The organism is Qipengyuania aurantiaca (assembly GCF_019711375.1).
GTDB classification, from domain to species: Bacteria; Pseudomonadota; Alphaproteobacteria; order Sphingomonadales; family Sphingomonadaceae; genus Qipengyuania; species Qipengyuania aurantiaca.
On sequence record NZ_CP081295.1, the window covers coordinates 170,017 to 182,236 of the forward strand.

14 protein-coding genes are annotated in these 12,220 nt (G+C 66.1%); 7 read left to right on the forward strand and 7 right to left on the reverse strand.

All coding sequences use genetic code 11. From position 1 onward, the window contains the following. The first annotated feature begins 94 nt into the window (after window positions 1-94). On the forward strand, window positions 95-316 hold the full coding sequence (locus tag K3148_RS00855) for a hypothetical protein (RefSeq protein ID WP_221425473.1): 222 nt from the start codon (window positions 95-97) through the stop codon (window positions 314-316). On the opposite strand, the gene mutY is transcribed toward K3148_RS00855, so the two are convergent. Beyond that, entirely contained in the window at window positions 313-1,335 is a 1,023-nt protein-coding gene (gene mutY, locus K3148_RS00860) for an A/G-specific adenine glycosylase (RefSeq protein WP_221425474.1), read from the reverse strand. The two genes, K3148_RS00855 and mutY, sit on opposite strands and share 4 nt — an antisense overlap. Before the next feature lie 14 nt (window positions 1,336-1,349). Here mutY and K3148_RS00865 point away from each other — a divergent pair, with 14 nt between their 5' ends. From K3148_RS00865 to K3148_RS00880, 4 genes are all read left to right on the forward strand, one after another. Then, a complete protein-coding gene (locus K3148_RS00865) occupies window positions 1,350-1,952 on the forward strand; it encodes a DUF721 domain-containing protein (protein WP_221425475.1) in 603 nt (200 codons plus the stop codon). Between the two features lie 34 nt (window positions 1,953-1,986). Then, on the forward strand, window positions 1,987-2,670 hold the full coding sequence (locus K3148_RS00870) for a thioredoxin domain-containing protein (protein WP_221425476.1): 684 nt from the start codon (window positions 1,987-1,989) through the stop codon (window positions 2,668-2,670). 136 nt (window positions 2,671-2,806) lie between these two features. Then, entirely contained in the window at window positions 2,807-3,553 is a 747-nt protein-coding gene (locus tag K3148_RS00875; protein WP_221425477.1) for a thioredoxin domain-containing protein, read from the forward strand. A gap of 25 nt (window positions 3,554-3,578) precedes the next feature. Next, on the forward strand, window positions 3,579-7,001 hold the full coding sequence (locus K3148_RS00880) for a chromosome segregation SMC family protein (protein WP_221425478.1): 3,423 nt from the start codon (window positions 3,579-3,581) through the stop codon (window positions 6,999-7,001). On the opposite strand, the gene K3148_RS00885 is transcribed toward K3148_RS00880, so the two are convergent. Then, window positions 7,002-7,964: a S41 family peptidase gene (locus tag K3148_RS00885; protein WP_221425479.1), complete on the reverse strand. Its 963-nt coding sequence runs from the start codon at window positions 7,962-7,964 to the stop codon at window positions 7,002-7,004. A gap of 62 nt (window positions 7,965-8,026) precedes the next feature. Between K3148_RS00885 and K3148_RS00890 the strand changes: the two genes are divergently transcribed. Then, window positions 8,027-8,521 (forward strand): MarR family winged helix-turn-helix transcriptional regulator, encoded by a 495-nt coding sequence (locus K3148_RS00890; protein ID WP_221425480.1) that lies wholly within the window; start codon window positions 8,027-8,029, stop codon window positions 8,519-8,521. Here the strand turns inward: K3148_RS00890 and K3148_RS00895 are convergent, their stop codons facing one another. The 5 genes from K3148_RS00895 to rpmF form a co-directional block, all read right to left on the reverse strand. Further along, entirely contained in the window at window positions 8,522-8,896 is a 375-nt protein-coding gene (locus K3148_RS00895) for a MerR family transcriptional regulator (RefSeq protein WP_221425481.1), read from the reverse strand. Between the two features lie 38 nt (window positions 8,897-8,934). After that, a complete protein-coding gene (locus tag K3148_RS00900; protein ID WP_221426567.1) occupies window positions 8,935-9,234 on the reverse strand; it encodes an integration host factor subunit alpha in 300 nt (99 codons plus the stop codon). A gap of 108 nt (window positions 9,235-9,342) precedes the next feature. Further along, the gene (locus K3148_RS00905; RefSeq protein WP_221425482.1) at window positions 9,343-10,308 is read right to left on the reverse strand and encodes a beta-ketoacyl-ACP synthase III; all 966 of its coding nucleotides are present in this window, start codon (window positions 10,306-10,308) and stop codon (window positions 9,343-9,345) included. Continuing rightward, complete coding sequence (plsX, locus tag K3148_RS00910) at window positions 10,305-11,342, reverse strand: phosphate acyltransferase PlsX (protein WP_221425483.1); 1,038 nt, start codon at window positions 11,340-11,342, stop codon at window positions 10,305-10,307. Before plsX ends, K3148_RS00905 begins: the two co-directional genes overlap by 4 nt. 33 nt (window positions 11,343-11,375) lie before the next feature. After that, window positions 11,376-11,558 (reverse strand): 50S ribosomal protein L32, encoded by a 183-nt coding sequence (rpmF, locus tag K3148_RS00915; RefSeq protein ID WP_040965823.1) that lies wholly within the window; start codon window positions 11,556-11,558, stop codon window positions 11,376-11,378. 240 nt (window positions 11,559-11,798) lie between these two features. Here rpmF and K3148_RS00920 point away from each other — a divergent pair, with 240 nt between their 5' ends. Next, the gene (locus K3148_RS00920) at window positions 11,799-12,200 is read left to right on the forward strand and encodes an MAPEG family protein (RefSeq protein WP_221425484.1); all 402 of its coding nucleotides are present in this window, start codon (window positions 11,799-11,801) and stop codon (window positions 12,198-12,200) included. Window positions 12,201-12,220: the final 20 nt, after the last annotated feature.

Genomic DNA, 12,220 nt, shown 5'->3' on the forward strand with positions numbered 1-12,220 from the left:
CGTTAGGGCGATTGATGCGGATTTGAAACTGAACGGTCAATTGCGAAAGGCGTTTGGGCTTGCAAGCGGCAAGTGCCTTACCCATATAGGACACATGCTGAACCTTCTCTCTTTCCTCTTCGGAATCATCTCGCTGGTTATCGTGATCCCCGCCACCATCCCCTTGCTGGGCTGGGCAAACTGGATCGCGCTGCCTCTTATCGTGATCGGCGTCATCCTCGGCCAGCTGTCGTCGAGTAATTCGGGGCGGAACTTCAACCTCGTCGTGCTGCTGATAGCCGTAATCCGCCTAAGCCTCGGCGGCGGGATCATCTAACTCGCCAGCGCCAGCCGGGCCGCCTTCGCAAACAGCGTCGGCAGCCCCGCCTCTTCCAGCCGGTCGAGCGGCCACCATTCGCCTGCTCGTTCCGGCTGTTCGGGGGCGGCACTTCGCTGCACCGTCAGTTCGAGCGCGAAATGCGAGAAGGTGTGGCGCACCATTCCAAGCGCCTCCCAATGGCCTTCAATCGGCGGTTCGCCTGTGCCGTCACCCTTGGCCGACCACCCATCGTCGGGCAGCGCGCGCATGCCGCCGAGCATCCCTGTGCCCTCGCGCCGGACCAGCCACACCGCGCCATCGCGCTCGATCCACCAGGCGCGACCTTGTCGGACCGGCTTTTCCTTTTTCGGCGCCTTGACGGGCAGCAAGGCGGGATCGCCCTCCGCCCTGCCCCGGCAATCGCGTTCCAGCGGGCAGAGCAGGCACTTTGGATCGCGCGCGGTGCAGATCGAGGAGCCCAGATCCATCATCGCCTGAGCAAAATCGCCCGCGCGGCTATCCGGCGCGATCGCATCGGTCGCCGCCCGTATCGCCTTGCGCACACCCGGCAGCGGCTCCTTCAGCGCGAAGAGCCGCGCCACCACCCGCTCGACATTGGCGTCCACCACCACCGCCCGCTGCCCGAAAGCAATCGCCGCCACCGCCGCAGCGGTATAGGCGCCCAGCCCCGGCAATTCTCGTAGGTCTTCCTCGGTGTCGGGAAAACTTCCGAGATCGGCCACCGCCCGCGCCGCCTTCACCAGATTGCGGGCGCGCGAATAATAGCCGAGTCCCGCCCAGGCGGCCATGACGTCCTCTTCCGGCGCGGCGGCCAGCGCCTCCACCGTCGGCCAGCGCGTGGTGAAGGCTTCGAAATAGGGCTTCACCGCCGCGACGGTCGTCTGCTGGAGCATGACCTCCGACAGCCACACGCGATAGGGGTCGGGCAAAGGCTCGCCCGGACGCGCGCGCCACGGCAAGTCGCGCGCATGGGCATCGTACCAGTCGAGCAAATGTTCGGAAACTATGGCGGCCACGCCCCGCCTATGGCATGAGCGCGCCCGTAATGGGAAGCGACAAGCCGACATCGAAAACAGGTAGCAAGGGCAAGGAACCGGCCTCACGCAGCGCAGCGGCAGGCCGCAAGAAAGCTCCCAAGCCTTACGAACGCCCACGTGGGGGCGCTGCAAAGGCTATTAGCGACCTCATGCCGCAGATCGGCCGCCCGGCCTTCCGGCGTTTCGGCTTCGTGCAAAGCTCCGTTCTCAGCCGCTGGCCCGAAATCGTGGGCGAAACGCACGCGCGGGTCTGCATGCCGGAAATGATCCGCTTCCCGCCCGGCGAAAAGTCGGAAGGCATCCTCGAACTCGTCGTCAAACCCGCCCATGCGCCGCTGATCCAGCAGGTGCTGCCCGAGATCATCGACCGGGTGAATCGCTTCTTCGGCTACAAGGCGGTGGCGCGGATCAAGCTCCGGCAAGGTGCGGTTAAGCCGCCGGAGGACAGGAACAGGGCGAAAGCGCCGCCTTCGCTCAAGCCAATTCCGGTGGAACTGGGCGACAGTCTGCGCGATATCGGCGATCCCGAACTCCGCACCGTGCTCGAATCGCTCGCGCGCAGCTTCGGATCGGATAGTGAAGACAGGAACGATTGACGTGTCGCGACTTGCCCGTTTGACCAGGCCCCTCATGTTTGCTGCCGCCAGCGTGCTGGCCGTCGGCGCCACCGCGCAGGACAAGCCGCCTCTTCCCGGCTCGGAGAAGAAGGGCAATTGGGGCGCCATGGTCACCGAGACCGAAGGCGGCCATCTGATCGGCAATCCCAAGGCGCAGGGCCGGCTCGTGGAATTCATGAGCTACACCTGCTCGCATTGCGCCGAATTTGCGCGCACGGGCGATGGGGCGATCAAGCTGCTCTATGTGCCGACCGGCAAGGTCTCCTACGAGATCCGCCACCTCATCCGCGACCCGATCGACCTTACCGCTGCGCTGGCCGCACAATGCGGCGCTCCGGTCAAATTCCCCGCCAATCACGAGGCTCTGATCCTCAAACATGGCGAATGGATGGCCAAGGCGCGCAAGATGACGCAGGCGCAGATGGCGCGCTGGAATTTCGGCAGCTTCGCCAGCCGTGCGCAGGCCATCGCCAGCGACCTCGATTTCTACGAGATCATGGAAACCCGGGGCTACTCGCGCACTGCGCTCGACCAGTGTCTGACCGACGAGGCCAAGGCCCGCGCCATCGCCGAACAGAGCGCCGCCGATGTGAAGACCTTCGGCCTGCGCGGCACGCCGACCTTCATCATGGGCGGCAAGACGCTGGACGCGCACGACTGGCAGACGCTCCAGCCGATTCTCGACAAATTGTTCTGAAGGGCGGGACCGCGGCGCTCCGGAAGGCACAAATCGGCGCTTTTTTCGGGGACAGCCCTGTGGACACCGCTTGTCGCCTCCTTCACCAAGGGAAGGCCTTGTCATAGCCTTTCCGGCTCAAATCAGAGGATCCTGCATGAACCGCGCTACCCGTTTCGCCCTTGCTGCCCCCCTCGCCCTGGCGCTGGCCGCCTGCAGTGGCGGTGCAGAAGACGGCGATGCCGCCAGCCTCGACGGCGAAGCCATCGCCGCCATCCCCGCCCCCGACGGCGAAAGCTGGCTGGATGTCGCCAACACCACGGTCGAAGGCGGCTTCGTGGTCGGCAATCCCGACGCCCCGCTCAAGCTGGTCGAATTCGCCAGCCACACCTGCGGCGCCTGCGCCTATTTCGCCGAGAACGGTGTCGAACCGCTGATGGAAGACTATGTCTCCACCGGCCGCGTCAGCTTTGAAATCCGTCCGCTGCTGCGCGATCCGCTCGACGTGACGATTTCGACCCTCGCCCGCTGCGGTTCGCCCGCCAGCTTCCACCCACTGGCCGACCAGGCCTGGGCTTCGCTCTCGGACTTCAGCAACACGCTGTCCTCCAACGCCGGCGCCTACGAAGCCGCGATGAGCGCGCCGGAGAACGAGCGGTTCGTGCGCCTCGCCGAGGCGGCCGGCCTGATCGACTGGTTCGCCGCGCGCGGCCTCTCCGCCGATCAGGCGCGCAGCTGTCTTTCCGATGGCGCGGCGATCACCGCGATGGCTCAAAAGTCGAGCGAGGAAGCCACCGCCGCCAATGTCACCGGCACACCCACCTTCTTCCTCAACGGACAGCGGATCGATGCCAACCAATGGGCCGCGGTCGAGCCCATCCTCCAGCGCGCCGGCGCGAGGTAAGGTTTAGGGCGGGGGGCGACAGACGATGCTCATCAAACAGCTCAGATTGAGCGGTTTCAAGAGCTTCGTCGAGCCCTCCACCTTGCGCATCGAACCGGGGCTGACGGGCGTCGTCGGCCCTAACGGCTGCGGCAAGTCCAACCTGCTCGAAGCGATCCGCTGGGTGATGGGCGAGAACTCGCCCAAATCCATGCGCTCGGGCGGGATGGAGGACGTGATCTTCGCCGGCACGGCCAGCCGCCCGCCGCGTGACTTTGCCGAAGTGGTGCTGTCCGCCGAGGACGATGACGGCGACGAGCTGGAAGTCGTCCGCCGGATCGAACGCGGGGCGGGCTCCGCCTATCGCGTCAACGGCAAGGATGTCCGCGCCAAGGACGTCGCCCTGACCTTCGCCGACGCCGCCACAGGCGCGCATAGCCCGGCGCTAGTGAGCCAGGGCAAGATCGCGCAGGTCATTGCCGCGAAGCCCGTCGAACGCCGCATGATGCTGGAAGAGGCCGCCGGGATCGCGGGTCTCCATGTCCGCCGCCGCGATGCCGAAAGCAAGCTGAGGTCGACCGAGAAGAACCTGGAGCGGCTGGAAGATTTAATGGCGGGGCTCGACAGCCAGATCGCCTCGCTCAGGCGACAGGCCAAGCAGGCCGAACGCTATCGCAAGCTGTCCGACGAGATAAAGACCGCTGAGGCCCGACTCGTATTTGCCCGCTGGCGCGATGCCGCCGCCGCGGCGGACGCGGCGAAGAAAGCCGCCGCCGCCGCCGATGCGCGGGTGGCCGAGGCGCAGAAAGGCACCGACGCGGCGCAGAAGGCGCAGCGAGAGGCGGCCGAGAAGCTCGCCGAGGCGCGCGAACAGCAGGCCGACCGCCGCGACGATGCGAGCGCCCATGGCCACCGGATGGCGGCGCTCACCAGTCAGCTCGAAGCCGCGGAGCAGCGGCTCGCCGATCTCGAACGCCAGAAGGTCCGGCTGGAGGAAGATCGCGGCGATGCCGACCGCATGACCAAGGATGCGGCCGAGGCTCTGGCGCGGCTCGAGAAAGAACTCGCCGCAAGCGAAAAGACGCTGGCCGCCGACGAGGAGCGGCGTCCCAAGCTGGTCGCGCAGAGCGAAGATGCGGAGCGCGCCAGCCGCACGGCGGAACTCGCGCTGGCCAAGGCCACGGCGGACAACGCTGGGGTGGAAGCCGAATGGCGCGTGGTCGACGCCGAAGTCGCGCAAGCGAAGGCGCGGCTCGAGCGGGTCGAGGCCGAAGGGCGCCGCATGGCCGACCAGCGCGCTGCGCTGGCGGGGGAAGACCTCGATGGCGCGGTCGATCAGGCGCAGGACGCGGCGAAAGACGCGGCCTCCGAAGTCGAAGCGAAGCGCGCCGCGATCGAGGAAATGCAGGCGCGCAAGGCGGAGCTTCAGGCGGAACGTGACGAGGCCGCCAGCGCCTATTCCGCCGCCAAGGCCGAACTCTCCGGTGTCGCGCGCGAATACGACGCCCTCAAACGCGACCGCGAAGCGCGCGAACGCGCCGCTGCCAAGCGTTCGGGCCGCCAACAGGCGATCGATGGCGTGCGCGCGGAAAAGGGTTACGAACGCGCCGTTGCCGCAGCGCTGGGCCGCGACGGCAAGGCGTTGCTCGGCCTGCCCGACGAAGGCAGCGAGGGGCGCTACTGGACTGGCGCCGATGCGCCCAAACCGGTGGCGGACAGCCTGGCCGACCATGTGGCCGAATGCCCCGCGGAATTGCGCGCCAGGCTGGCGCTGGTCCATGTGGCGAGGGCGGACGACGGCCGCGCCCTCGCGCCGGGCGAAAACCTCGTCACCCTGGACGGCAGGCTGCGCCGCTGGGATGGGCTCGTCGTGCGCGGCGAAGGCGCAGCGGAAGCAGCGCGGCTGGAAGCGGAGAACCGCTTTGCCGAACTCGACGCGCTTGTCCCCGATCTCGAAGCCGCCGTCACGCGCGCCGAAGCGACTGAGGCTGAGGCCGCCGAGGCGCTGTCCACCCTCCAGCGCGACCTCGTCGCCGCCGAACGCGCGCTCTCCTCTGCCAGCGAGGCCGAGCGTCAGGCCCTGCGCGCGCTCGACCAGGCCGAAGCCGCGCGCGAACGCGTCGCCGCCCGCCTTGCCGAACTGGCCGAGGCGGAGAAGGACCACGCGGACCTCGTCAATTCCGCCAAGTCCGACCTTGCCGCAAGCGAGGCCAAGCGCGCCGCCCTGCCCGATCCGGCCGCCGGACGGGCTTCCCTCGAAGCCGCGCGCGCAAAAAACGAGGCCGCCCGTGCCGCGCTGCAGGCCCGCGCCGCCGAACTCGCCGCGCACGACCAGTCGCTCGCCGTCGCGCGCGAACGCACCGCCGCCCAGCGCAGCGACATGGCAAACTGGCAGGCCCGCTCGGGCGAGGCCGCACGCCGCCTCTCGGACATGGCCCGTCGCTTCGAGGAAATCGAGGAACAGCGCGCCATCTTCGCCGCCAAGCCCGAAGGCCTGATGTGCGAGATCGAACAGGGCGACACGGTGCGCGACCGCCTGGGCAAGGAACTCGCCGAAGCCGAAAAGGCGCTCGCCGCCGCGAACGAGGTCGCGCAAGGGGCCGACCGTGCTTTCACCGCCGCCAACGAGGCGCTGGCCGAAGCGCGCGAAAGCCGCGCCGGCCTCTCCGCCCGAGCCGAGAACGAGGACGCCCGCCGCGCGGAAATGGCGCGCGTGTCGGGCGAGCGGTTCCAGTCCCCGCCCCCGCTCCTGCCCGGCAAGTTCGACTTCGCCGAAGACAGCGTGAAATCCGCCGAGGCCGAGAGCGAGGAAATGGACCGCCTCACCGCCAGCCGCGAGCGGATCGGTCCGGTCAATCTCGTCGCCGCCGAGGAACTGGAAAAGATCGAAAGCGAGCACGGCACCAACGCCGCCGAGCAGGAGGAACTGCGCGAAGCGGTCAACCGGCTGCGCGGGTCGATCGGCAATCTCAACCGCGAAGGGCGCGAGCGGCTGCGCGAGGCGTTCGAGCAGGTCAACGAGCACTTCAAGCGCCTGTTCTCGCGCCTGTTCGAAGGCGGCGAAGCGCATCTCGCCCTCATCGACAGCGACGATCCGCTGGAAGCCGGCCTCGAAATCTTCGCCCAGCCACCGGGCAAGCGGCTCCAGTCGCTCACCCTGCTCTCAGGCGGCGAACAGGCGCTGACCGCCACCGCGCTGATCTTCGCGCTCTTCCTCACCAATCCCGCGCCGATCTGCGTGCTCGACGAAGTCGACGCGCCGCTGGACGACGCCAATATCGACCGCTTCTGCGATCTTCTGGAAGCGATGGTGAAGGAAACCGACACCCGCTACCTTATCGTCACCCATAACGCGGTGACGATGAGCCGCATGCACCGCCTGTTCGGCGTGACCATGATCGAACGCGGCGTCAGCCGCCTCGTGAGCGTGGACCTTGGCGGCGCGGAAGAGCTGCTGGCAGCGGAGTAATCATTCCTCGAGCTTGTCGCTCAGTAATTTCCAGGCGACCATCTTCGCTTCGGCGCTTCCAGCCCAGACATCCGGTTCCACCCCGCGGCCTTCCCAGGTCGATCCGGTACGGCGGCCTTTCACGTAATACTCCGGAATGTAGAGGGTGAAGCCACCCGGCAGCTCAGCTCCGTCGAGCACGGCGTGACCGGCGCCCATCGAACGGCTTCCCACGATCGTGGCTCTTTGCTCTTCCTTCATGCCGAAAGCGAAGGCTTCCGCCGCCGAGGCGCTATTTGCGTCGATCAAAACCGCAACGGGAAGTTCGGGATCGAAGCGCTCCCAAGTGGGCTCTCCCGACACCCATTCCATCGGCTTCCCGTTACGATCATATCCCTGTTGCGACGGTGGCGCGTCTTCAGGAAAAAAGGAGCGGAGCAGCAGATTCATCGTGTGGCCGTCTCCCCCGCCGTTGCCGCTCATGTCGACGATGATCGCGCGCGATCCGCGCAGCATTTCGACCGCATGGCCAAGCGGTTCGCGCGTCCATTCGATAGGTGCCCAGCCCGCAATACGGATGTAACCGATGCCGCCCGGCAGGCGCGAGACTTCGTGAATGCCGAAATTGTCCGCCAAAGCGTCTTCGGGCGGTTGTGCGGGCACCTCTTGCGGCGCCTGGGGTCCGGCGGCGATGCGCAAGTGATCGTCGGGCAGGATGAAGCGCGCGGCCACCGTCATTTCCCGCGCGATTTGGTGCTGCGTCCCACAAACATTGGCAAATTCGCCGCGATCCGCTGCCGCACGCATCCGTTGCGCCGCTTCCTCACCTTTGGCGATCAGCGCGTAACGCTTTTCCAGAACGTCGGCGGCCTTGCGCATGGCTGCGGAAACATCGCGGCATTCGGACTTCGTCGGCCCAGCGTCCTCGGCATGAGAGGCGGTAGCCAAGGCTGCGAACGCCGCCCCCAGAATGAATTTGTACACGGCACTTTCCTTTCAATCACTATTCGCGTAGGCACTTACGTATATTGAATGGAGCGGTCAAGTTGGACGGAGAAGATTACCTGCGAAGTGTTGGAGGAGAAGCTCTGGGCGGTAGGCTACGTCGTCTCTCGGAGCGGATCGATCGCGATGCAGCCAAGGCCTATCAAGCGCTGGGCATTCGGTTCGAACAACGCTGGTTCGGATTGATCAACCAGCTGCGCCTCAACGGCCCCATGACGGTAACCGATATCGCGCAGGCCATCGGCATCAGCCACGCGTCAGTCAGCCAGGCACGCCAGTCGCTCGAGCGGTCGGGCTATGTGACCGGCTACGCTGACGAGGCGGATGGCCGACGACGCCTGATTGCGCTGACGAACCAAGGCGAGAAGCTTGTCGCACGGCTCGCTGATGTGTGGGCGGCCGATGCGCGCGCGACCCGCAAACTGGCGGACAGCATCGAAGGGTTGATGGACGCCCTAGACGCGTTGGAAGACGCGCTTGCGGAAAAGCCGCTCAGCGAAAGGGCGCAGGACGAACTGAGCGCCATGCGAAAGTGATCAGGCGGAAAGTGCGTTCTGCAATTGTGCGCGGATCGCCTTGAGTTTTGCCACGAGCTCCGCGCTGGACGCTGCAGAAGGGGAAGGCCGTTGTGCATCCTGCGCCGCCGCCTGCTGGTCCGGCACTCCGCGCAGCGCCGCCTTGGCGCCCTTGAGCGTATAGCCTTCGCGGTTGACCAGCCGGTCGATCCGCTCGACCAGCGCGACGTCTTCGGCGCGGTAATAGCGGCGGCCGCCGCTGCGCTTCAAAGGTTTCAATTGCGGGAATTGCTGTTCCCAATAGCGCAGGACATGCGTCTTGATGCCGGTCGCGCTGGCAACTTCGCCAATGGTGCGCAGGGCACCGTCTTCCTTGTGGTCGCTAAAGTCAGCCATGCGGCACCCTAGGCACCATCATGAAGTCTTGGCAATCGTCAGCCCGCCGCTATCCGCTCTTTCAAGAGCTGGCTGGCACGGAAGGTCATCACGCGGCGCGGCGTGATCGGCACTTCGACGCCGGTCTTGGGATTGCGGCCGATGCGTTCCTTCTTATCGCGCAGGACGAAGCTGCCGAAGCCGGAAATCTTCACATTTTCGCCGCGGGCGAGCGCATCGCACATCTTGCCCAGGATTTCTTCCACGAGGTCGAGCGATTCCGCGCGGCTCAGGCCCATCTTGCGGTTGATCGTTTCGGCGAGGTCCGCGCGGGTCAGCGTGCCCACGCTGCGCATCATATCCATGTTCTATCCTTCCCCAGACGCGACCCTGGGTTCCAGCGATTTGCCAACCTACTGTATTTACCCGATTCCCGCAATGCGCGTACGGCACTTTTCTATCAAAGGTTATAGCCGCGCGAGGCTGGCACCCCAGGTAAATCCGCCGCCCATTGCCTCGAACATCACGAGGTCGCCGGGCTTGATCCTGCCATCCTTGCGCGCCACATCGAAAGCGAGCGGCACAGAGGCGGCCGAAGTGTTGGCATGCTGATCTACGGTGACGACGATTTTTTCCGGCGGAAGTTCCAGCTTGCGCGCGGTTGCGTCGAGAATGCGGGCGTTGGCTTGGTGCGGCACAATCCAGTCGATGTCGGCGGCGGCGACCGAAGCCTCGTCCAGCACTTCGCCGAGGACGGTGGCGAGGTTCACGACCGCGTGGCGGAAAACCTCGCGGCCTTTCATGCGCAGCTTGCCGACCTCTCCTGTGGTCGAGGGCCCGCCGTCGACATAGAGCAGGTCCTTGTGTTCGCCATCGGCGTGCAGCTTGGTGGCAAGAATGCCCGGGCCGTCCTCGGCCACGTCCCGCGCTTCCAGCACGACTGCGCCAGCTCCGTCTCCGAAGAGGACGCAGGTGGTGCGGTCTTCCCAGTCGAGGATGCGGCTGAAGGTCTCCGCGCCGATCACCAGCGCCTTGGTCGCCATGCCGGTGCGCAGCAGCGAATCAGCCGTGCCCAGCGCGTAAAGGAACCCCGAACACACGGCCGCCACGTCGAAGGCCACGCCGCCGCGACAGCCGAGCGCCTGCTGGACCTGCGTGGCGGTGGCCGGGAAGGTGTGGTCGGGCGTCGCAGTAGCCAGCACGATCAAGCCGATCTCGCTCGCGTCCACGCCCGCATCGTCCAGCGCCTTGCGCGCGGCTTCGGTGGCCAGAGTGGAGGTGGTCTCACCCTCGCCCGCGATATAGCGCTGGCGGATGCCGGTGCGCTCGACGATCCATTCGTCGCTCGTGTCGACGCGGGCTTCGAGGTCGGCGTTGGTGACGCAGTCCCTGGGCAGCGCGCTTCCGCTGCCGGTGATGACCGCGCGGATCATTTCGCGCCCAGGCTTTCGGTGTCGATCGCGCCGAGGTCGCTCTTGATGCGGTTGGTGATATCGTCTTCCAGCAGGCGCGCGGCAACTTCCACCGCATTGGCCACGCCCTTGGCGTTGGCGCTGCCGTGGCTCTTCACCACCACGCCGTTGAGGCCGAGGAAGACGGCGCCGTTGTGGTTGTTGGGGTCGAGGTGGTGCTTCAGCAGCTCGGTCGCTGGACGCGAGACGAGGAAGCCGACCTTGGACCGGATCGAGGAGGAGAAAGCGCGCTTCAGAAGGTCGGTCACGAAGCGTGCCGCGCCCTCGATGGCCTTCAGCGCGATGTTACCGGAAAAACCGTCGCACACGACCACGTCGCATTCGCCGCGGTTGATCTTGTCGGCTTCGACATAGCCTTCGAAGTCCATCGCCAGGCCATCGGCGGCGCGCAGGCGATCGGCGGCGGCCTGGATGTCCTCGGTACCCTTGGTTTCCTCGGTGCCGATGTTCAGCAGGCGCACACGCGGACGTTCGCGCCCGGTGACAATGCGCGAATAGGCCGCGCCCATGATCGCGAACTGCACGAGGTTGCGCGCGTCGCATTCGCGGTTCGCGCCGAGGTCGAGCATGATGACGTCGTTATCGCCGAGCGTCGGCAGCAGCGCGGCCAGCGCCGGCCGGTCGAGCCCGGGCATGGTACGCAGCGCGAGCTTGCTCATGGCCATCAGCGCGCCGGTGTTGCCGGCGGACACGGCTGCGCCCGCCTCGCCGCGCTTCACCGCATCGACCGCGAGGCCCATGCTGGTGGTCTTGGCACGGCGCAGGGCGCGCGAAGGCTTCTCGTCGCCAGCGACCACATCCTCGCAATGGAGGATCTCGCTGGCTTCCGCCATTCCGGGATGCGTTTCGAGCGCCGCACGAATGCGGGTCTCGTCGCCGACCAGCAGGAACTTGAATCGATCGTGGCGCCGACGCGCAAGCGCGGCGCCCTCGATCATCGTGCGAACGCCTTCGTCCCCGCCCATCGCATCAATGGCGATACGCGGCAAACTCATGACATTCTCCGATTCAACTCGCGTGGGCGCGCTTTAGAGACCTTCGGGCGCGAGCACTTCGCGGCCGTTGTAATAACCGCAGTGCGGGCACAGGTTGTGCGGACGCTTCAGTTCGCCGCAGTTCGAGCACTCGTGATGAGCTTCGACCTTGAGCGAATCATGTGCACGACGGTTGCCGCGACGGTGGGGCGATACTTTTCTCTTGGGGACGGCCATCTCGGCACCTGTTCCTCAAACAATTTCAGTCAATTTCGGTGGCCGCCCTAGGGGAAGGTCCGGCAACGCACAAGAGCGCGGTGACGACGAACTTCCCGACCGTGACGGTGAAGGCGCGCGCTATAGCGATTTTTCCGGGGGATGCAAGCCAAGCGGAGGATAATCGCCACGGCACGATTGCCGCGCCTTCCCCCTGCCCCTAGCGCTGTTTTCAAGGGTACGCAAAGGGAGAGAATGCACATGGGTATCATCCTGCCGGTCACGCTGACCGCCGCCGCAGCCGCCGCGATCATCAACCTGTGGCTGTCAATCCGAGTCGGCCAGATGCGCCTCAAGCACAAGGTCTCCATCGGTGACGATGGCGCAGGCGGCCCGCTGACCGCCCGCATGCGCGCGCAGCTCAACTTCGTCGAGAACACCGCTTTCGTGCTGATCCTGATCGCCGCCATCGAACTCACCGGCAAGGGCGAGCCGTGGCTGGCCTGGGTGGCAGGCATCTACATGCTGGGACGCGTGGCACACGGCTTCGGCATGGACGGCGGCGCACTCGCCAAGGGCCGCAGCATCGGCGTAATCATCACCATGCTGACCCAACTCGGCCTCGCCATCGCTGCGGTGCTGATTACGCTGGGAGTGCTTTAGACATTCAGGACGCGCGAGGC

What these genes read in the sequence shown, in the direction of transcription:
- K3148_RS00855 (WP_221425473.1), top strand. Translation starts at nt 95, where the DNA reads ATGCTGAACCTTCTCTCTTTCCTCTTCGGAATCATCTCGCTGGTTATC.
- K3148_RS00865 (WP_221425475.1), top strand. Translation starts at nt 1,350, where the DNA reads ATGAGCGCGCCCGTAATGGGAAGCGACAAGCCGACATCGAAAACAGGT.
- K3148_RS00870 (WP_221425476.1), top strand. Translation starts at nt 1,987, where the DNA reads ATGTTTGCTGCCGCCAGCGTGCTGGCCGTCGGCGCCACCGCGCAGGAC.
- K3148_RS00875 (WP_221425477.1), top strand. Translation starts at nt 2,807, where the DNA reads ATGAACCGCGCTACCCGTTTCGCCCTTGCTGCCCCCCTCGCCCTGGCG.
- K3148_RS00880 (WP_221425478.1), top strand. Translation starts at nt 3,579, where the DNA reads ATGCTCATCAAACAGCTCAGATTGAGCGGTTTCAAGAGCTTCGTCGAG.
- K3148_RS00895 (WP_221425481.1), bottom strand. Translation starts at nt 8,896, where the DNA reads ATGGCTGACTTTAGCGACCACAAGGAAGACGGTGCCCTGCGCACCATT.
- K3148_RS00900 (WP_221426567.1), bottom strand. Translation starts at nt 9,234, where the DNA reads ATGATGCGCAGCGTGGGCACGCTGACCCGCGCGGACCTCGCCGAAACG.
- K3148_RS00905 (WP_221425482.1), bottom strand. Translation starts at nt 10,308, where the DNA reads ATGATCCGCGCGGTCATCACCGGCAGCGGAAGCGCGCTGCCCAGGGAC.
- plsX (WP_221425483.1), bottom strand. Translation starts at nt 11,342, where the DNA reads ATGAGTTTGCCGCGTATCGCCATTGATGCGATGGGCGGGGACGAAGGC.
- rpmF (WP_040965823.1), bottom strand. Translation starts at nt 11,558, where the DNA reads ATGGCCGTCCCCAAGAGAAAAGTATCGCCCCACCGTCGCGGCAACCGT.
- K3148_RS00920 (WP_221425484.1), top strand. Translation starts at nt 11,799, where the DNA reads ATGGGTATCATCCTGCCGGTCACGCTGACCGCCGCCGCAGCCGCCGCG.